General features: G+C 46.6%; 16 protein-coding genes. 10 read left to right on the top strand and 6 right to left on the bottom strand.

The genetic code is table 11. The features are described 5' to 3' along the window. Positions 1–9: 9 nt before the first annotated feature. Positions 10–930, bottom strand: a complete 921-nt coding sequence (locus C3420_RS01770) for a response regulator (protein ID WP_048882159.1) — start codon at positions 928–930, stop codon at positions 10–12. A 13-nt stretch (positions 931–943) separates the two neighbouring features. Next, positions 944–4,399, bottom strand: a complete 3,456-nt coding sequence (locus C3420_RS01765; protein ID WP_048882158.1) for an ATP-binding protein — start codon at positions 4,397–4,399, stop codon at positions 944–946. A 204-nt stretch (positions 4,400–4,603) separates the two neighbouring features. Here C3420_RS01765 and urtA point away from each other — a divergent pair, with 204 nt between their 5' ends. From urtA to C3420_RS01720, 9 genes are all read left to right on the top strand, one after another. Further along, entirely contained in the window at positions 4,604–5,842 is a 1,239-nt protein-coding gene (gene urtA, locus C3420_RS01760) for an urea ABC transporter substrate-binding protein (protein ID WP_048882157.1), read from the top strand. 82 nt (positions 5,843–5,924) lie between these two features. Further along, on the top strand, positions 5,925–6,845 hold the full coding sequence (gene urtB, locus C3420_RS01755) for an urea ABC transporter permease subunit UrtB (RefSeq protein WP_000365952.1): 921 nt from the start codon (positions 5,925–5,927) through the stop codon (positions 6,843–6,845). Positions 6,846–6,863: 18 nt separating this feature from the next. Then, positions 6,864–8,027: an urea ABC transporter permease subunit UrtC gene (gene urtC / locus C3420_RS01750; protein ID WP_048882156.1), complete on the top strand. Its 1,164-nt coding sequence runs from the start codon at positions 6,864–6,866 to the stop codon at positions 8,025–8,027. Continuing rightward, positions 8,024–8,782 carry an urea ABC transporter ATP-binding protein UrtD gene (gene urtD, locus C3420_RS01745; protein WP_048882155.1) on the top strand — a complete coding sequence of 253 codons (759 nt, stop codon included), beginning with the start codon at positions 8,024–8,026 and terminating at the stop codon, positions 8,780–8,782. The genes urtC and urtD overlap by 4 nt, the downstream gene beginning before the upstream one ends. Before the next feature lie 10 nt (positions 8,783–8,792). Next, on the top strand, positions 8,793–9,491 hold the full coding sequence (gene urtE / locus C3420_RS01740; RefSeq protein WP_004756673.1) for an urea ABC transporter ATP-binding subunit UrtE: 699 nt from the start codon (positions 8,793–8,795) through the stop codon (positions 9,489–9,491). 228 nt (positions 9,492–9,719) lie between these two features. Then, entirely contained in the window at positions 9,720–10,763 is a 1,044-nt protein-coding gene (locus C3420_RS01735; protein ID WP_004777704.1) for an aliphatic amidase, read from the top strand. A gap of 26 nt (positions 10,764–10,789) precedes the next feature. Next, on the top strand, positions 10,790–11,914 hold the full coding sequence (locus C3420_RS01730) for an AAA family ATPase (protein ID WP_048882154.1): 1,125 nt from the start codon (positions 10,790–10,792) through the stop codon (positions 11,912–11,914). A 31-nt stretch (positions 11,915–11,945) separates the two neighbouring features. Next, the gene (gene fmdA, locus C3420_RS01725) at positions 11,946–13,124 is read left to right on the top strand and encodes a formamidase (protein ID WP_001163819.1); all 1,179 of its coding nucleotides are present in this window, start codon (positions 11,946–11,948) and stop codon (positions 13,122–13,124) included. Between the two features lie 108 nt (positions 13,125–13,232). Beyond that, positions 13,233–13,529, top strand: a complete 297-nt coding sequence (locus C3420_RS01720; protein ID WP_004813845.1) for an FmdB family zinc ribbon protein — start codon at positions 13,233–13,235, stop codon at positions 13,527–13,529. A gap of 59 nt (positions 13,530–13,588) precedes the next feature. Here C3420_RS01720 and parE read toward each other — a convergent pair whose 3' ends face one another. Further along, complete coding sequence (gene parE / locus C3420_RS01715) at positions 13,589–15,469, bottom strand: DNA topoisomerase IV subunit B (RefSeq protein ID WP_103799773.1); 1,881 nt, start codon at positions 15,467–15,469, stop codon at positions 13,589–13,591. Between the two features lies 1 nt (position 15,470). Then, complete coding sequence (locus C3420_RS01710) at positions 15,471–16,064, bottom strand: YqiA/YcfP family alpha/beta fold hydrolase (protein WP_103799774.1); 594 nt, start codon at positions 16,062–16,064, stop codon at positions 15,471–15,473. A 247-nt stretch (positions 16,065–16,311) separates the two neighbouring features. Between C3420_RS01710 and C3420_RS01705 the strand changes: the two genes are divergently transcribed. Next, positions 16,312–17,643: a hypothetical protein gene (locus C3420_RS01705; RefSeq protein ID WP_103799775.1), complete on the top strand. Its 1,332-nt coding sequence runs from the start codon at positions 16,312–16,314 to the stop codon at positions 17,641–17,643. A 43-nt stretch (positions 17,644–17,686) separates the two neighbouring features. Here C3420_RS01705 and C3420_RS01700 read toward each other — a convergent pair whose 3' ends face one another. Both C3420_RS01700 and gshA read right to left on the bottom strand, forming a co-directional pair. Beyond that, positions 17,687–18,214 carry a disulfide bond formation protein B gene (locus C3420_RS01700; RefSeq protein WP_103799776.1) on the bottom strand — a complete coding sequence of 176 codons (528 nt, stop codon included), beginning with the start codon at positions 18,212–18,214 and terminating at the stop codon, positions 17,687–17,689. Positions 18,215–18,232: 18 nt separating this feature from the next. Then, the gene (gshA, locus tag C3420_RS01695; RefSeq protein ID WP_103799777.1) at positions 18,233–19,810 is read right to left on the bottom strand and encodes a glutamate--cysteine ligase; all 1,578 of its coding nucleotides are present in this window, start codon (positions 19,808–19,810) and stop codon (positions 18,233–18,235) included. Positions 19,811–19,995: the final 185 nt, after the last annotated feature.

The raw sequence follows: 19,995 nt of genomic DNA, 5'->3' as shown, positions 1-19,995 counted from the left end.
AAGGGAAAACTAAGCCACTGCCTGATTCTGACAAGCTGACATGACATGCAATACCGCAGCCGTCCGTGTTTCTACATAAAGCTTTTCAAAGACATGCTCAAGATGCTTGTTTACCGTCCGTGGGCTGAGTTGCAGGATCTCGGCAATATCCCGGTTGGTCTTCCCCATCGTGACCCAATGCATCACTTCTGCTTCACGCGGCGTCAGGTTGGGACAAGCCTGCGCGATTTCCTCTGCGCTCGGCATTTGGGTCTGCTCTTTCAACTGTACCAAGACATGTTTAGAGATATGCCCTGCATACAGTTTGGTGAGCAGGTTAAGCTGTAACTGCTGATGGCCATAACCATACTGACCATGCAGTAAATGTGCTTGATCTGGCTGCTTGAACAAGTCCTGTAGCCACTGATTCAAACTGGACTGAAAATGCTGTACATCCACCTGATGATTTTTCAGTAATTCACTGACGATTGGGGTCTGCCAGATAATTTCACCTTCCAGATTCAGCGATAGAATCGCACTGCCGGTTGCATCCAGCATTTGTCGCTGCTGATGCATTAAACGAGCCTGTAACAAATGGGTTTTTACTCGTGCCCGAACTTCATCAATATTTAAAGGCTTGGTGACATAGTCTACCCCACCGACCTGAAAGCCTTTAAGAATGTGCTCGGTTTCAGTCAGCCCGGTCATAAAGATCACTGGAATATGTTCAGTCACTGGACTGGCTTTAAGCTGAGTGCAGGTTTCGAAGCCATCCATTTCCGGCATACTGCCATCGAGCAGGATCATGTCGGGTTGAATGCGATGCGCAATTTCAATTGCATCAAATCCATTGGTCGCCACAAGTACCTGATAGCCAGCCTGATCCAGGCTCTCATGCAATAGACTTAGATTTTCAGGTATATCATCCACAATCAAAATACTTTCCAACATGTCCACCTTACCCCTACTTCAGCACATCTGCATGCTCATGAAGTCGCTGAATTGCTCTTTTAAAATCAAATTGTTTTAAATCCTGCTCAATCTGATGCCATATATCGTTATATTGTTCAAAGTGCTGGCCACATTCATGCAGGACATCTTTTGCCCCCCGGATAAAACCAATACTTAAATACTGTTCCAACTGAATGACCACCTCTGCCACATTCAACAATGAAATGGATGGGTTCAATTCATTTTCGCTTTCAACCACCAGCGTGGAGATCTGTGCTTTCTGATCAGAAGGCTGTTCTTGTTCTGTCTGCTGCTCATGCTGATGAAGCCAGCTTAAGCCCAGCTTATCGCCAATCTTGTTTAATAATAAATTGAGATCGACCGGCTTTACTAAAAAGTCTTCATTCAATACATCCGTTTCCGGATTAATCATCCGCTCATTAGCATCTGCGGAAATAATAATAATCGGTACATTGGTGATTTTATTCTGGCGCAGCAATTTCGCCGTTTCCCAACCGCCCAGTAAAGGCATACTTAAATCCATCAAAATCAGATCAGGATTAAATTCTGGAACCTGACGCAAACAGGCTAAACCTGATTCTGCCTCTTCTAAAATAAAACCCAGTGGTTTCAGGAAATTCAGAACCAGGCCACGGTCGGTTGCTTCATTATCAACAACCAGTATTTTACGGCGTTCTCCGGTATAACCGGTCACGGTATTAGAGGCAACATCCGCGATCGGATGGATCAGGGATTTAGAAGGTAAATACAGTTTTATTTTAAACACTGAACCCTGTTTTAACTGGCTACTCAGGGTCAGCTCGCCACCAAGAATATCGACCAGAAGCTTCACGATTGGCAGCCCTAAACCCGTGCCGGCAAAGCTGCCCTGTACTACATTACGGCCACGTTCAAAAGGCTGGAAGATCCGCTCAACATCCGACTCAGCAATCCCACAACCGGTATCCTGAATTTCAAAATAAGCAGTCTGAAAACGGTAATCGACCTTAAATTTGACTCCCCCCTCCAGGGTAAATTTCAAAGCATTACCCAACAGATTAATCAGTATCTGTTCCAGACGTTTTTTATCAATACGGACATACTGTGGAATCTTGCTACTGATCTCCACATCAAACTTCAGCTGCTTTTGGGCAAACTGTGGCTCGAATATATGCACGATCTGTTTAAGAAATTTTGGCAGGTCGATATTGGAATTTTCCAAAGAAATCTTACCAGTTTCAATCCGTGCCAAATCCAGCAGACCATCAATTAGAGAAGTCAGATGCTGACCGCTCCGGCTAATCACACCCAGGGCAGATTCGCCCTGTTCAGACAGTTTTTCCTGTTTCTGCAGTAGCTGGCTATAACCGAGAATACTGTTCAACGGTGTTCGTAATTCATGACTGATGCCAATCACATAGCGGCTTTTGGCTTCATTGGCCTTTTCAGCCTGAATGCGGGCATCCTGCAACTGGCGATCGGTAACTTTATGCGCTTCAATCTCATCTATCAGCAGTTGAGTCTGGGTATTACTTTCCAGCTGTGCCTGACGTCGACTTTCATCATTCAGTACTAACCACCAGGCGGCCACACACAGTAGCAGGAACAGTACGGCATAGATTTTGACGAACAGCATTGTCAGCGCATCCTGCTGCTGTGACAAAGCACCCAGGCTGGCAGACTCCTGTAAATAAATCAGGCTCAGACTGACTGCCAGCACCACGCCTAAGACGAAAATCAGCAGGATATACAGACTCAATCGGGTATTAATATGTTGTACCCAGTATTTCGGCAGGAACCAGGCTGCAAAAACTCTGAGCTGTGAAGACCAGCGTGCATGCGGCTTACACAGGTCATGACAACGTGCTTCAAGCGTGCAGCACAGAGAACAGATCTGACTGCTATAGGCTGGACAACTGGCCATGTCTGCAGTTTCATAATCATGCTCACAGACTACACAGGTTTGGGTTTCGACCAGTTCCAGCTCAGGCTTTTCTTGACGTGCCAAGTAATATTTACCTTTGGTAAACCAGGCAATTAGCGGTACACATAACATCGACGTACCGAGTGCAATAAAGCCGGCCAAGGACCGGGCAATCTCTCCAAAAACTCCCCAGTAACACAGCATGGATAAGACCGATGCAATGATCAGGCTACCGACTCCAACCGGATTAATGTCATATAAATAGGCCCGTCGAAATTCAATTCCTTTTGGACTCAGTCCCAGTGGTTTACAGATCACCAGATCCGCAACAATGGCACCAATCCAAGCAAGGGCCACATTACTATATAAGCCAAGTACACGCTCCACCGCATGGATTACCCCTAGCTCCATCAACAGCAAAGCGATAAAGATATTGAATACCAGCCAGACTACGCGCCCTGGATGGCTATGTGTCAGACGCGCAAAAAAGTTCGACCAAGCCAATGACCCTGCATAGGCATTGGTAACATTAATCTTGATCTGAGCGACGCAGACAAATAGAACAGTCAGAAATAAAGCGATGCCGGGATGATTGACCACCTGTTGATAGGCAATCCAGTACAGATAATTGGGGTTACTCAGTTCGGAATCGGCAACCAGATACTGCATTGCCAGCGCCATAAGTAGCATACCCATGAATATCTTGATAAATCCGCCTAGAATCCAAGCTGGTCCACCTAAAAAGACTGCCCAATTCCATTTACGCTGAATATGTTTTTTATCGGGTAAAAACCGCAGATAATCCGCCTGTTCTCCGATCTGGGTGATCAAGGCAAAGAGCACCGTGCAGGATGCACCAAAAAAAGACAGATTAAAGGCAGCGCTCTGGCTTTTTGCGCCCTCAATCAATGCAAGATTGCTGATCAAATCAGGTTGCTTCACCAAGACAAAGCACCATGGTAATAAAAGCAGAAATAACCAGAGTGGTTGGGTGATAGCCTGCACCTTATTGATGAAGCCAATGCCTTTGACCACCAATGGCAAAATCACCAGTGCTGAAATCAGGTAGCCAATACTCAGGGGTATCCCTAAGCCTAGCTCCAATGCCAGCGCCATGATAGCGGCTTCAAAGGCGAGAAAGATAAAGGTGAAACTGGCATAAATGACCGAGGTAATGGAGGAGCCAATATAGCCAAATCCGGCACCACGGGTCAGTAAATCAATATCGACATTATAACGGGCAGCATAATAACCAATCGGCCAGCTGGTCAGGAAAATGATAATCGCCACAACCACCAGTGCCCAGAAAGCATTACTGAAACCGTACTGCCAGAGCATGGTTGCTCCAAGTGCCTCCATTGCCAGGAAACTGACGGCCGCAAGCGCCGTGTTGGTCACTGTCCATAGTGACCATTTCCGGACGGATTTAGGGGCATAGCGCAGGGCGTAATCCTCAATACTTTCATCGACCACCCAGGTATTGTATTTACGCCGGGTATGAATGACGCGCTGCGGTGCCTGACTGGTATTCGCTGTTGGGTCCATACAGATCAAATAAAGCTAAATATCTGCTCTTAAAAGCAATAACTATGCCCAGCCTATTAGTATCTAAAAATAATTCAGCTAAACGGTATATACGTAAAGTGACGTATATGCTCATTTTTTAACTCCCCTTAGGCTTAGTTCCATACCAAGCGCAAACCAATGATTAAGCGCACCAGCACATCAAATTCTATAGGGGAGCCCGACATGAGCTTGAAATCAAAAGTAAAGACATCTGGATTACTGGCAGGTTTACTTGCTGTTCCATTCCTGCTGGCACCAGTACTAACCAATGCCAGCGCTCCTGCAACAGCAAAGGTCAATACCACCAAACTTAAAGTCGATGACAAGTTTGTGTATGTGGGTCAGCTACATTCAGCAACCGGCACCATGGCGATTTCTGAAACTGGTTCAATCCAGGCAGAACGTCTGGCAATTGAACAGATTAATAAACAGGGCGGTGTTCTCGGCCGACAGATCAAAATTATTCAGGAAGATGGTGCATCTGACTGGCCAACTTTTGCCGAAAAAGCACGTAAATTGTCTGAAAAAGACCGTGTTGCTGCAATTTTCGGTTGCTGGACTTCAGCCTCTCGTAAAGCCGTATTGCCGATTATTGAACGCAACAACTCTCTACTTTACTACCCAACCTTCTATGAAGGCTTAGAACAATCTAAAAACGTGATCTACACCGGTCAGGAAGCAACTCAACAGGTACTTGAAGCACTGAACTGGCTAGCAAAAGAGAAAAAAGCCAAAACCTTCTATCTGATTGGTTCTGATTACATCTGGCCGCGCACCACCATGAAAATTGCCCGTACCCACATCGAGAAAGTACTGAAAGGCAAAGTGGTCGGCGAAGAATACTATCCATTGGGCCATACACAATTCGGCTCCCTCATCAACAAAACCAAACTGCGTAAACCAGATGCCATCTTTGCAGCAGTTGTGGGCGGTTCGAACGTATCCTTCTACAAACAAATGAAAGCTGCGGGTGTAACAGGCGACAAACAGACACTGCTTACCCTTTCAGTGACTGAAGATGAATTGCTGGGGATTGGCGGCGAAAATATGAAGGGCTTCTACTCTTCAATGAAATATTTCCAAAGCCTGAATAACCCCAATAATGCTGCATTCGTAAAAGCCTTTAAAGCGAAATATGGTCCTAAAGCGGTGGTAGGTGACGTAACACAAGCAGCCTACCTAGGTCCATGGTTATGGAAAGCAGCAGTTGAAAAAGCCGGTAGCTTCGATGTCGCGAAAGTGACTGCAGCATCTAAAGGCCTAGAAATGAAAAACGCGCCTGAAGGCTATGTGAAAATTGACCCGAACCACCATTTATGGAGCAAATCACGTATTGGTCAAGTGCAACCAAATGGTCAGTTCAAGGTTGTTTACGAGTCTAAAGGTCTAATCAAACCAAACCCATTCCCTAAAGGTTACTGAGTTAACAGCCACATGATCAGGGGAAGCCATTCTCCTGATCTTTTTATTCCACACAATTTTTTAAAGCTTGGAGGATGATGCGATGGATCTATCATTTGCAGAATTCGGTGCAATATTTGCCATGCAAGGCTTTAATGGTCTCTCTGTGTTCTGTGTGCTGTTATTGATGGCGCTCGGCCTTGCAATTATCTTTGGGCAAATGGGCGTAATTAACATGGCACATGGGGAGTTTCTGACCATTGGTGCATATACGACATTTTTCATTTCCACACTGACTGAAAGTTTTTTCCCTCAACTCCTACCTTACTATTTCCTGATTGCAATCATTGCAGCCTTCCTCACAGCAGGCATTATCGGTTACATGGTGGAACGGCTCATGATCAGCCGGCTCTATCAACGGCCACTCGATACACTTCTTGCAACATGGGGCTTGAGCCTCATCATGCAGCAGTTGTTCCGTTCTATTTTCGGCCCTAAGGAAGTCAGCCCGACTTTACCTGACTGGTTAATGGGTTCTTACCAACCGACGGAAGCCATCGATATTCCTATCAATGGTTTGTTCTTGGTGGGCGTTACCCTCTGTGTCACTGCATTTGTCTACTTTCTGATTTACCGTTCACGCTGGGGTTTACAGCTTCGTGCAACCAACCAGAACCGCTTTATGAGTGGTGCTGTCGGGATCAATACCAAACGTGTTGATAGCTTAACCTTTGCCTTGGGTTGTGGGCTTGCAGGTATTGCCGGTGCAGCTTTCACAACCATCGGTTCTACTGGTCCAACAGCCGGTTCGCTGTATATCGTTGATACATTCTTAGTCGTGGTCTTCGGCGGTGCTGCAAGCTTGCTTGGCACTGTTGCCTCTGCATTCAGTATCGCGCAGGCACAATCTATCCTGGAATTCTTCCTTTCTGGTTCTGTCGCTAAAGTCCTGACACTAGCTACAGTCATCATCATCCTGATGCTGCGTCCTCAGGGTCTCTTCTCAATCAAAGTACGTAAATAGGGATTCAGGAGAGATATTATGAAGAATCTAATGAATGCCTTTTTAGGCGGTAAAGAAGGTGCGATTGGTCTGGTGATTCTTGCCGTACTGATCCTGCTAGTCATGCCAATGTTCCTGGATATTTTCCGTCTGAATCTGATGGGTAAATATTTGACTTTTGCTTTTGTCGCAATCGGCCTGGTTCTGTGCTGGGGACACGGTGGTATCTTAAGTTTAGGTCAAGGGATTTTCTTTGGCATTGGCGGCTACTGCATGGCCATGTTCCTGAAACTTGAAGCTTCAGACATGCAATCTACAGCAGCGCAAACCACGCCAGGAATTCCAGACTTTATGGACTGGAACCAGATCACCAGCTTGCCAGGCTTTTGGGAACCTTTCCATAGCTTCGGGTTTACTTTGTTTGCCATCATCATCATTCCAATCTTGCTTGCCTTCATTATCGGTTTCGCGATGTTTACCCGTCGTGTCGGTGATGTGTACTTCTCGATCATCATGCAAGCCATTGTAGCGATCCTGACCATTCTGATTATTGGTCAACAAGGTTTCACTGGCGGCATTAACGGGATTACAGACCTGAAAACCCTGCATGGCTGGGATATCCGTACCGATGAAGCCAAATATGTCCTGTACTACATCAATGCCCTGCTGCTCATTGCAGTGATCATGATCAGCCGTTTTGTCCTCAGTTCTAAACTCGGACGTCTACTTTCTGCGATGCGTGACAAAGAAGAACGTGTACGTTTCTCTGGCTATGACGTGGCCATGTACAAAGTATTCATTTTCTGTTTCGCAGCTGTGGTGTCATCTATTGGTGGTGCGATGTTTACCCTGCAAGTCGGCTTCATGTCACCAACGATTATCGGCATCGTACCTTCGATTGAAATGGTCATTCTGGCTGCAGTCGGTGGTCGTCTGTCACTGATTGGGGCAGTGTATGGTGCTGTTCTGGTGAACCTGGGTAAAACTTACTTCTCTGAAGCCTTCCCTGAAATATGGCTGTACTTCCTCGGTGCATTGTTCATCGGTGTGGTCATGTTCTTACCAAATGGCTTAGCGGGTCTGTATGAAAAATATGTCCGTCCATTGTTCCTGAAAAAGAAACCGATCGACAGCACTTCGCCACCGCCAAGTAGTGATCCGGATAAAACGATCGATCCAATTGTGGAAGGAGGTGTGAAATGAATAAAGTCGGCGTAGAAATGAATAAACCAGTTCTGGTCATTGAAGATCTCACCGTGTCCTTCGACGGTTTCAAGGCAGTCAGTGATCTCAACTTCTATCTGGATAAAAACGAAGTCCATGTGGTGATCGGTCCCAATGGAGCCGGCAAAACCACAGTGCTGGATCTGATCTGCGGCAAGACCAAAGCAACGTCAGGCACGATCAAGTTTAATGATATTGAACTGACCAAACTGAAAGAGTTCGACATTGTCCGTAAAGGGGTTGGGCGTAAATTCCAGAACCCGAATATTTATGAAAATCTGTCGGTCTATGACAACCTGGAAATGTCCTTCCCGCGTGGCCGTAATGTCTTTGGTGCACTGTTCTTCAGACGTACCAAAGATGTCGATGAGCGTATTCGTGAAGTTGCTGGCAAGATTTTCCTGACTGACCTGCTGGATACCTCGGCAGGCCTGCTCTCTCACGGTCAAAAACAATGGCTAGAAATCGGTATGTTGCTGATGCAAGATCCTGAACTACTCATGTTAGATGAACCTGTTGCGGGGATGAGTGTGTCAGAGCGTGAGCAGACAGCCCAATTATTACGGGAAATCAGTAAAGGACGTTCTGTACTTGTGATTGAACATGATATGGAATTCGTCAAAACCATTGCGGACAAAGTCACGGTATTGCACCAGGGTAAAATTTTGGCAGCAGGAAAAATGGACGATGTACAAAATGATCCAAAAGTGATTGAAGTTTATCTGGGACACTAAGGAGGCCACTATGAGCGGATTATTAGAAATTAATGCTTTGTGTTCAGGATATAAACAAAGTCAGGTGATTCACGACCTGGAACTGAAGATCCAGCCGAAGGAAATTGTAGCGATCATGGGCCGTAACGGCATGGGTAAAACCACCCTGTTTAAAACCCTGATTGGTGATATTAAAAATACCAAAGGTGAAATCAAGCTGGATGGCAAGAATCTGGAAAAACTGGATCCTTACCAGCGTGTAGAAAACGGTGTGGCTTATGTGCCACAAGGCCGGATGATTTTCTCCACCATGTCGGTGCTGGAAAATATCCAGACCGGTTTACCGGCTTCTGCCCATGGCAAAGTACCGGATGACCTGTATGAGCTGTTTCCTGTGCTTTGGGATATGCGCAAACGTAAAGGCGGAAACTTATCGGGTGGGCAACAACAGCAATTAGCAATTGCTCGTGCCTTAGCGACTAATCCTAAAGTACTGCTGCTAGATGAACCAACGGAAGGGATTCAGCCCTCTATCATCAAGGACATTGCCAGAACTCTGAAAGAAATTCGGGATCAGCGTGATCTGACCATTGTGGTTTCTGAGCAGGTACTGAGTTTCACCATGGCGATGGCAGATCGCTTCCTGGTGATCGACAAAGGTCGCTTTGCTTATGAAAATGTCCGTGAAAATGTTGATGAGACCACCATCAGTAAATATCTGTCTGTTTAATCTGGCTGTAATTTTTCTCCACCTCCCCCGATTCGTCGGGGGATTTTTAATTTCTATTTCACTTAATTAATCGGCAGCTAATTTTAATATTTTATTTGATTATTCACATTTAAAAATTCCTTTCAGTCTACGCCTCCATATACGCAATTCAACGTATTTTGCTGTAACGCATTTCACGCGACACTCGAATCATAAAGTTGAATCGATAAAAGAGTTGGAGAAATTTGAATGCGTCACGGTGATATCTCAAGCAGCCCAGATACAGTAGGTGTGGCAGTTGTAAACTACAAAATTCCTCGTTTGCACACTAAAGCGGAAGTGCTTAAGAACGCAAAAAAAATTGCTGAAATGTTGAAAGGAATCAAACAGGGTATACCGGGTATGGACCTGATTGTTTTTCCCGAATACAGCACCATGGGCATTATGTACGACCATGACGAGATGATGGCAACCGCTGCCACCATTCCAGGCGATGAAACCGCGATTTTCTCACAAGCCTGTATTGAAGCCAACGTCTGGGGCGTGTTCTCGATTACCGGTGAACAACATGAGGAACATCCAAACAAGGTGCCTTATAACACTTTGATCCTGATTAATAACAAGGGCGAAATCGTTCAGAAATACCGCAAGATTATTCCATGGTGCCCGATTGAAGGCTGGTGCCCAGGTGATACCACTTATGTGACTGAAGGACCGAAGGGCATCAAGATGTCACTGATCATCTGTGATGACGGTAACTATCCAGAAATCTGGCGTGACTGTGCCATGAAAGGCGCTGAACTGGTCGTGCGTTGCCAAGGCTATATGTACCCGGCTGCAGATCAGCAGATCAATATGGCGAAATGCATGGCATGGGCAAATAACGTTTATGTTGCTGTTGCCAACTGTACCGGTTTTGATGGGGTCTACACCTACTTCGGTCACTCAGCAGTAGTCGGCTTCGACGGCCGTACCTTGGGTGAATGTGGTACAGAAGAAAACGGCATCCAATACGCGCAATTGTCACTGCATGAAATTCGTGATGCACGTAAATACGACCAGTCACAAAACCATTTATTTAAATTACTGCACCGCGGCTATACCGGTGTCTATAACAATGGTGACGGCGATAAAGGCGTTGCGGACTGTCCATTCGACTTCTACAAAACCTGGGTTCTGGATGCTCAAAAAGCGCAAGAGAACGTGGAAAAAATTACCCGCTCTACCATCGGTGTTGCAGAATGCCCAATCGGCAATCTGCCACATGAAGGCTTAGAAAAAGAAGCATCTTAAGTTTGGTCTGAGAGGAGGTATTCGATATGACATTTGCCAGCGACCGCATCAGTGCCAATCAGGAAACCCTGGCCAAACAGCGTTATGAGATGCAGAGCAAAGAACGTATTGCACGTACCTCTCGCTTTAGCTTTGATCCTGAAAAAGTCATGCAGCATGTCCGTGGTCATATCATTGGGCAGCGTGCCGCACTGGATGAAATTGAAAACATGCTCTTAACCGTCAAGGCAGATTTTAATGCTCCCACCCGGCCACTGGCAGTCACATTGATGCTAGGACCGACGGGTGTGGGGAAAACTGAAACGGTTCGGCTGATTGCTGAGGCAATCCATGGCAAGCCCGATGCATTCTGCCGGATCGACATGAACACACTGGCACAGGAACATTATGCTGCGGCACTGACAGGTGCCCCTCCAGGCTATGTCGGCTCTAAAGAAGGCAATACCCTGTTTGATGAAGCCCATATTCAGGGCAGTTTTTCCAAGCCAGGTATTGTGCTGTTTGATGAAATTGAAAAAGCCAGTACCGAAGTCATTCGCGGTCTGCTCAACGTTCTGGAAACCGGAACCTTAAGGCTGACCGCGGGTACCAAAGTATTGGATTTCAAAAACTGTATGATCTTTATGACCAGTAACGTCGGCGCCAAAGATGCTCAGGCACGCTTAAGACAGCTGGCCAAGCTTCCAAAGCCTATTCAAAAACTGGCCCGACTGGCCAAACTGGATGACAGCCAGATTACCGAACGCGCCCTGTACAAGAAATTTGATCCAGAGTTTCTGAATCGTATTGAACGCATTCTGAATTATGAAGCGGTAGAAGCTAATTTTGTGCCAACACTGGTCAGCCTGGAAATCGAGAAACTGAATCAGCGACTCTGTAAGCAGAGCCGCACGGTTGAACTTACACCCGCTGCAACTCAGTTTCTATCTACCGGACACGATGTTCGCTTCGGTGCACGAGGCTTGAGTCGCCGCTTTCGGGTTCTGGTTGAGCCACAACTCGCCAGGTTTTTTATTCAGCATCCAGAAGCCGGTCAAATCATCATTGATTATGACGGCAAAACGATCCAGGTTCAGTCAGTTCCTGTTGAAAGCGTGATCGAAGATCCGCTGTTCATCATGGATGACACGGGCAATAACATCAAAAACTAGCTTTATTCGACCTCAACACAGGGGATAAAACATGCAACATATTAAAATTAAACCGGGGGTTCCGCTGGCAGAACAGGCGGAAATTGGACATAACCGCTGGCATCCGGATTTGCCATTTCTGACTTCGGTAAAACCGGGTGAAGAAATCCTGATTGAAAGTCTGGATTTCCTGGATGCGCAGATTAAGGATACCGATGACATTTCTGATGTCAAAAATGTCGACCTGACCCGTGCCCATCCATTGACCGGACCTTTCTATGTAGAAGGTGCTGAACCAGGTGACTTGCTGGTAATTGACCTGCTCGACATTCAGCCAATTTCAGATGTCGGTTTCTCTGGCGTATTTGCCAAGGAAAATGGTGGTGGCTTCCTGGCTGACTATTTCCCTGAAGCTGATAAAGCCATCTGGGATTTAAAAGGCTTATTTGCGACTTCACGTCATATTCCGGGCGTGCGTATTGCCGGCCTCAAACACCCAGGCCTGATGGGAACCTTACCCTCACATGACCTGCTAAAAGAGTGGAACCGTCGTGAGGCACTATTGGTGCCTAAAGGCCAAGCCAACCCACCTGATCCGCGTACTGCCGTTTTGCGTGGCGTAACAGGTGCCGAATTCGACCGTATGGCAGCAGAAGCTGCGCGCACTGTTCCACCACGTGAACATGGCGGAAATACGGACATTAAAGACCTGGCAGCCGGTAGCCGTATTTACTTCCCTGTTTATCAGAAAGGTGCTGGCTTCTCGATGGGCGATCTGCACTTCTCGCAAGGAGATGGTGAAATCGGTTTCTGTGGCGCGATCGAAATGGATGGTGTTACCCGTGTGGGCTTCGATCTGATCAAGGGCGGTATGGAAAAATACAATATCGATTCTCCAATCTTTGTGCCGAGTAATGTCCGTCCGGCTTATGACCAGTGGCTGACCTTTGAAGGCATCAGTGTTGAAGATGGCGTAAACCATTATCTGGATGCCACTGTGGCCTATCGTCAGGCATGTTTAAAAGCGATTAAATACCTTGAGAATTTTGGTTTTACCGGCTCACAGGCGTATATGTTACTGACTGCGGCACCAGTTGAAGGCCGTATCGGCGGTATCGTGGATATTCCAAACTGTGCATGTACTGTATCTCTGCCAACTTCAATCTTCGAGCAGAACATCCTTCCTCAGGGTGCACTGAACGATGACAAATTCTGGGGGCATAAACGCTAGTTTTACAATTTATTGTTGTTTTAGCTTCGCAACGGGTAGTCATCCAACTTAAAACTTTCGGCTACTCGTCTTTTTAATTTAAGGCCTTCATGCTACAGGAGTACAGAAATGCCGTTATATGATTTCCGCTGTGAGCATTGCGAGGGAATTTTTGAACAACGGGTTCCAATTGCCCGTATCTCGACCGATACGATTGAATGTAATTATTGCCAACAGCAGACTTTAGCTAAACCGATGATTACTGGTCATCAGCAAATTAATATGAAAAGCAAATGGCGTCCGGGTTCAGGTGCTGAACAACTTGCAGGGCCTCTGGTAGAAGGACCCGGTACCAACAAAAATAGCGCACGCAGCTCGGTTTTACATAATTGCCGCGGCGTTAACTGTTCTTTATGCGATGTCTAATCTTGATTCATAAAAAATCCCGCTCTGGCGGGATTTTTTGATTGCTTAAAATCGGTAGTTTAAACCACCAGATCTGCCAGATTACCTTTTTGCTCTAACCAGTCTTTGCGGTCACTGGCACGTTTTTTCGCCAGCAATTTATCCAGTAAACCTGCGGTATGATGGGCATCATCCAGGTCCAGTTGCACCAGACGACGTGTGTTTGGATCAAGTGTGGTTTCACGTAACTGGCTGGCATTCATCTCACCCAAACCTTTGAATCGAGTAATTTGCGGATTCTTGGTTTTGCATTTTTTCAGAATGCTATTTAGCTCGTCTTCATCCAAAGCATAGTGCACGTCTTTGTTGTCATCGATCCGGAATAAAGGCGGCATTGCGACATATAGATGGCCTTCTTCGACTAGCGTCGGGAAATGTTTCACAAACAGTGCGCACAGCAAGGTCGCAATATGCAGACCATCCGAGTCGGCATCGGCCAGAATACAGATCTTGCCATAACGCAGTTCAGACAGGTCATCCGAACCCGGATCAACACCAATGGCAATCGCGATGTTGTGTACTTCCTGAGACGCCAGCACCTCATCAGAAGAGACCTCCCAGGTATTCAGAATCTTACCTCGAATCGGCATGATGGCCTGGAAGTTCTTATCACGCGCCTGCTTGGCTGAACCGCCGGCAGAATCACCTTCCACAATAAATAATTCAGATTGATCGAGATCATGGCCTACACAATCCGACAGTTTCCCCGGCAAAGTTGGACCCGCAACAATTTTCTTACGTTTAACTTTTTTGGCCGCTTTCAGACGGCGTCCTGCTTTGGAAATGGCCATTTCAGCCAGTTGCATGGCGATATCTGAATTCTGGTTCAACCATAATGCAAAGGCATCTTTAGCAATATTCTGCACCACCCCGACCGCTTCACGACTCGACAGGCGTTCTTTGGTTTGACCTGAGAATTGCGGTTCCTGGAATTTCAGTGACAGGATATAGTTCACGCCGTCCCAGACATCTTCGGCAGACAGCTTCATGTTACGCGGCAACAGATTCCGCAATTCACAGAATTCACGCATCGCATCGGTCACACCCGAACGCAGACCATTCACATGGGTGCCGCCCTGCGCAGTTGGAATCAGGTTGACGTAGGATTCCTGAACACTTTCACCGCCTTCAACGTTCCAGCAAATGGCAAATTCTGCGCTGGCGCGCTCTGCGTCACCTGTGGCGACAAAAGCTGGTGCTGGAATAATTTCACGGTCTTCCAGCTCATCCATCAGATAGTCGACCAGACCATTTTCAAACTGCCAGGTGATCTTCTCGTCATTGATCTGATCGATATAATTGATCTCTAAACCCGCGGCCAGAACGGCTTTGGCTTTAAGATTATGTTTTAAGGCTTTCAGGGCAAATTTTGGTGAATCGAAGTATTTGGCCTCTGGCCAGAACTGCACCGTAGTCCCAGACGCGCGTTTAGGTGCCTTACCTGCCAGCACTTCCAGCGGACCTGCCGGTTCACCATTTTCAAAGGTCATTTTGTACAGATTACCCTGACGTTGTACGGCTACTTCGACACGGGTCGACAGCGCATTGACCACTGAAATCCCGACACCATGCAGACCACCAGAGAACTGGTAATTATCGGTACTAAACTTGCCACCGGCATGCAGTTTAGTCAGGATGATTTCAATCCCGCTCTGACCATATTCCGGGTGAATATCCACCGGCATACCACGGCCATTGTCTTCGACTGATAACGAGCCATCTTTATAGACTGTCACGGTAATTTTGTTGGCATGTCCAGCCAGTGCCTCATCCACAGCATTGTCAATCACTTCCTGCGCCAGATGGTTTGGACGAGTGGTATCGGTATACATGCCCGGACGACGACGGACCGGGTCCAGACCAGACAGAACTTCAAGAGATTGAGCCGTATATTGAGACACGTTATTCGGTTTCCTTTTTTATGCAGTCCAATAAAAACTGTAACACCAGCGGAATCTTCTCCGCAAAATCATCCATCCCGTGATTGCCATTGGCCTCAGTCATCAGCATCGCCGGAGGATGAGCAGCACTATAATAGCGATGTGCTTCACGATAATCCAAAACTTCATCGCCTTGTTGTAACAGTACCAGTATTTTGTCTGCATCTTGTGCAGTTGGCAGTGCCAGTCCTTCCAGCTGATCAAGATGTGAATCGTCCAGACGCCAGTTCGGATGCACCTGTAACGGCAGCTCATCATCGAACAGTTCGCGGAACAGCTGCCATGGTCGCATGGCCGGATTGATCAGTACAGCCGGCACACTGTGCTTGGCGACCAGATGTGTCGCATAAAATCCCCCCAAGCTACTGCCCACCAAGCTTACATGGTCCAGTGACTCAATCAGCGCTGACATGTGCTGAATCGTATCCACAGGTGACATGTTCAGATCTGGCAAATGCACCTGAATATGTGGATTTTTTTCGCAATACTGCTGAAGCAGCTGGCCCTTGATCGAGGCAGCGCTGCTTCGAAAGCCGTGTAAGTAAATGACATTCATCAATTATTAATAAAAAACGCCTATATTTTAATCAAAATCTATTTTATATATGAGAGATGGATCATCGTTATCTAATCTGTTTTTGGTGAATTGTCCGACAAAAAACACCGCAGTTTTTCACGTTCCTCGGTATTTTAAGAATATTCCCAGAAAAATTAGAAACATCAAAGTTCAGAAGAATTTATACCGCGAACATCTTTAAAAAGAAAGGTCTCAGATATTCGCATTGATGAAAGGAACGGATCCGATGACAAGCTTAACGCCATTGCATGAAACCTATTGCAAGTGGGATCGTACTCCTCCTACCCAGGCAGATGTACTGGAAGGACTTGCTCAGCTTGTTACCATGCGGTTTAATGATGTTGCCCAAGAACTGATCAAGACTATCCAGCGTGAAATCTTATATAGTTTCTTTGGTTTAAGTGAACGTCATTCAGAAAAAATCCAGAACCTGCCTGCCATTGTCCGGCTCTATCAACGTTCCTATGACCTGTTGTTTCACTATGGCAATACCATGGTTGCCCCTGGACTACGCCGTATTATTACCAGATTCCCACGTCTGCATGACAAGCCGCTGACGCCGAGCCTGCATTTTCTGGTTGGTGTGCTAAATGGCATCATTGGCGACTATCTGCTCAAGCATCAAAATCCGATGGCATTGCCGATGGTGGTTTATGATCATTATACCTCACTACAGCAGGGCGAACTGACTGGCCGGATTACTATATTCGTGCATGGTTTATGCATGAATCATCTGACCTGGTCCAATCATAAGCATGAAGGCATTGGTGAAAAGCTGCTGTCGCAGCGTGATAACAATACCATGTTGTACCTCAACTATAATTCCGGACGCCGTATCTCCGCCAATGGCCGTAGTCTGGCCAATACCCTGCATGACTTGATCACCCGGAATCCCGGCATTAGCAGTATTGATCTGATCGGACACAGTATGGGCGGATTAGTCGCTCGTAGTGCCCTGTTCTATGGCAAACAGCATGTCTATGAATGGGTCAATATGGTCGACAATCTGGTCTGCCTCGGCTCACCACATCATGGTGCAGCATTAGAGCGCTTTGGTTTTAGCCTGCAGGATAAATTGGGACGCTTCCCGTTTGGAAAGATCATTGGTCATGTGGTGAATATCCGCAGTAATGGCATTCTGGATCTGCGCCACGGCAGTGTTCGGGATGATGACTGGGAACATAATGAAGTCAGGATTGGCCTGATGGATGATAACCGTAAGCCGGCACCGATTCCATCACATATCCAGACCTATCTGGTGGCCGGTACAATTGAATATGAAAACCGGCATAACCGCACCCGCAATGTGATTGGGGATTATCTGGTCAGTGTCAAAAGTGCACTGGGTGAGCATCCGAACCCGCGTTTTCAGTTGAAAGTTCCAGACTCCCATAAAGCAATTTTCTATGGATTGAACCATTTTGAAATCCGGTTTCACCCACAAGTGGCTGAACAGATCGTGCGCTGGTTCTATCCGAGTGTGGAGGACAAAGTCTTTGACCAGATCCATGAATATATGATGGATCTGGAAAGTGTTGAAGGCATTGCTCTGACCTGATTCAGTTATAAAAAAAACCCTCAAATGAGGGCTTTTATTTGCATCAGTATTTATCTCTTAGGCATTTGACTGGCGCCGTCTGATATTTACGGAATAACTGCCATAAACTGACCAGCAACAAGATACAGAAAAATACCAGTGACCAGACCGGTAAAGACTGCCCCAGAAAAGTCCAGTCCACTTTGGCACATTCACCTGAACCGCTAAGTACCTGCTGGAACACCGACTTCATTGGCAAGGTTTCCAGCCAGTAATCCAGACCCGGACCACAACTTGGGACTTTATCCGGCGGCAGGTTTTGCAGCCAGACATGACGTGCGGCGACACCTGCGGACCACAAAATACTCAGTGATCCTAAAAAGGCATACAGGCGTTTCATGCCATTTGCTTTCGGATTATGCAAGAAAGCAATGAAAGAAATAATCCCCAGACCAATCAGGCCAATACGCTGAAAAATACACAACGGGCAAGGCTCAAGGCCCTGCACATGTTCTAGATATAATGCAAATGCCATCCCCATCACGGATGCGGCAAATAACGCACCACTCACGAAGCGGTAACCCCATTTCATGGTCGATCCTCTTGTTTTTTATCGAAATTGAGCGAGATATTCAGCAAACCTGATGCTGCTATCTTGCTCGAGTTCCTGCTGTTGCTGCAAGGACTTTTGTGATAATTCATCAAAATATGCAGTGGTTTTTTTACTGAGCTGATGCGCTTGATAAACCGCAGCATGCTGCTGTGCCAGCACCTGGCCGAAATGCCACATGCCACCCTGCTTACGAATATCACCCACCACAAGCGCAGAAAGTGTCGCATCGACTTCATCAACACGGATTTGCATGGTCTTCATGGCCGTCGTGTAAAGATTATTGCCATATGCTGCATCCAATAATTCTGCCAGCGGCTGCATGCGCGCCAGATGAACTCCACACCAGTCTTCGATTAGATATTTTTGACCATTTTCCAGAATAGCCGCATTCGGAGCACGACCGCGATTGACCACTTCAGCCTGATTCTTTTCGATGATGTCCTGCTCATCGCTGAGCAGTGCCGGGCTGTCCTGCAATAAACAGTACAGTGCAACTACTTCCAGGAAGCCTGCGGTATGTTCATCAATCCCGATCGGGCTGTATGGATTGACATCCACTGCACGCAGTTCCACATAGCCAATACCACGATTTGCCAGTGCCTGTGATGGAGTTTCACCGGCTTCTGGCACCTGTTTTGGACGTACCAGACTGTAGTATTCATTTTCGATCTGTAACACATGATCATTGATCTGAATTGGTTGTCCTGCTGCATCTTCAAGGCCCAGACGGGTAAATTGTTTATATGGTGTTTTAACTGCTTTTTGCAGACCTTCCAGATAGTCCTGCAAGTTGTTGTAATGAATACCGAGCTGCTTTTGGGCTGAGTTCTGATAACCAAAACGGCCCATGCGCAATGCAGTTGAATATGGGGTATATAAGGTGCCACGAGTAAGTGGCAACAGTTGATGATCACGTCCGGTCATAAAGCATTGGCACACTGCCGGGCTAGCACCAACCAGGAACATCACCAATGGTGTCAGTCGGATAAAGTTACGGATCAGCCCCATATAACGGTGGCTACGGTAATCCTGCAGGCTTAAGTTACGCAGTGACGCGTCACTTTCGTTGGCCTGTAACGCTTCGAAGAAATGATCCGGGAAAGACAGATTATAATGTACGCCCGAAATGGTCTGCATACGGCGACCATAGCGCACACCTAGACCACGACGATAAAGTGTCTTGAATAAACCAATATTGGAAGAACCGTACTGCGCCAGTGGAATGCTGTCATCGCTGCTATCGAGCATGCATGGCATCGACATCGGCCACAGCTTTTCTTCATCTTCCAGTTTGCGATGTACGATGGCATGGATATCCATCAGGTAATCCAAAGCGCCACGAATACTGTCTTTTGGCGGAGTAATAAACTCCATCAAAGCTTCAGAATAGTCAGTGGTGATATGCGGATGAGTCAGGGCTGAACCTAGTGCTACAGGATGCGGCCTTTGCGACAGAAAGCCATTACCTTGCATACGCAGGCTTTCTCGCTCAATTCCGCGCAGCATCCCCTTGATGAGCGACGAATCCACCCAAGTTGGTAATACAGCTTGGCTGGTCGATTCAGGTTGACTCATTACAATCTCGCTTAATGGGCTAAACTATTAATATAAAATCATCATTTTATAAGAGTATAACGTGATTTTAGATCCGCACATTACACCCTGCCTGCTTTTCAGGCAAATCATTGATTTTAATTCCGCAAATTTTTAACACAAACTTTCTCTATAAGACATGTGAAATTTGTGATTTTATTAACGAA

It is taken from the genome of Acinetobacter sp. ACNIH3 (assembly GCF_002918965.1).
GTDB lineage: Bacteria > Pseudomonadota > Gammaproteobacteria > Pseudomonadales > Moraxellaceae > Acinetobacter > Acinetobacter schindleri.
Note: the sequence above shows the minus strand (reverse complement) of the source record. Positions and strands in the feature narration are given on the sequence as shown.

Coding starts and splice junctions, on each gene's coding strand:
- C3420_RS01720 (WP_004813845.1), top strand. CDS start 13,233: ATGCCGTTATATGATTTCCGCTGTGAGCATTGCGAGGGAATTTTTGAA.
- urtC (WP_048882156.1), top strand. CDS start 6,864: ATGAAGAATCTAATGAATGCCTTTTTAGGCGGTAAAGAAGGTGCGATT.
- C3420_RS01770 (WP_048882159.1), bottom strand. CDS start 930: ATGTTGGAAAGTATTTTGATTGTGGATGATATACCTGAAAATCTAAGT.
- C3420_RS01765 (WP_048882158.1), bottom strand. CDS start 4,399: ATGGACCCAACAGCGAATACCAGTCAGGCACCGCAGCGCGTCATTCAT.
- C3420_RS01710 (WP_103799774.1), bottom strand. CDS start 16,064: ATGAATGTCATTTACTTACACGGCTTTCGAAGCAGCGCTGCCTCGATC.
- C3420_RS01730 (WP_048882154.1), top strand. CDS start 10,790: ATGACATTTGCCAGCGACCGCATCAGTGCCAATCAGGAAACCCTGGCC.
- fmdA (WP_001163819.1), top strand. CDS start 11,946: ATGCAACATATTAAAATTAAACCGGGGGTTCCGCTGGCAGAACAGGCG.
- C3420_RS01705 (WP_103799775.1), top strand. CDS start 16,312: ATGACAAGCTTAACGCCATTGCATGAAACCTATTGCAAGTGGGATCGT.
- C3420_RS01735 (WP_004777704.1), top strand. CDS start 9,720: ATGCGTCACGGTGATATCTCAAGCAGCCCAGATACAGTAGGTGTGGCA.
- urtA (WP_048882157.1), top strand. CDS start 4,604: ATGAGCTTGAAATCAAAAGTAAAGACATCTGGATTACTGGCAGGTTTA.
- urtB (WP_000365952.1), top strand. CDS start 5,925: ATGGATCTATCATTTGCAGAATTCGGTGCAATATTTGCCATGCAAGGC.
- urtD (WP_048882155.1), top strand. CDS start 8,024: ATGAATAAAGTCGGCGTAGAAATGAATAAACCAGTTCTGGTCATTGAA.
- gshA (WP_103799777.1), bottom strand. CDS start 19,810: ATGAGTCAACCTGAATCGACCAGCCAAGCTGTATTACCAACTTGGGTG.
- C3420_RS01700 (WP_103799776.1), bottom strand. CDS start 18,214: ATGAAATGGGGTTACCGCTTCGTGAGTGGTGCGTTATTTGCCGCATCC.
- urtE (WP_004756673.1), top strand. CDS start 8,793: ATGAGCGGATTATTAGAAATTAATGCTTTGTGTTCAGGATATAAACAA.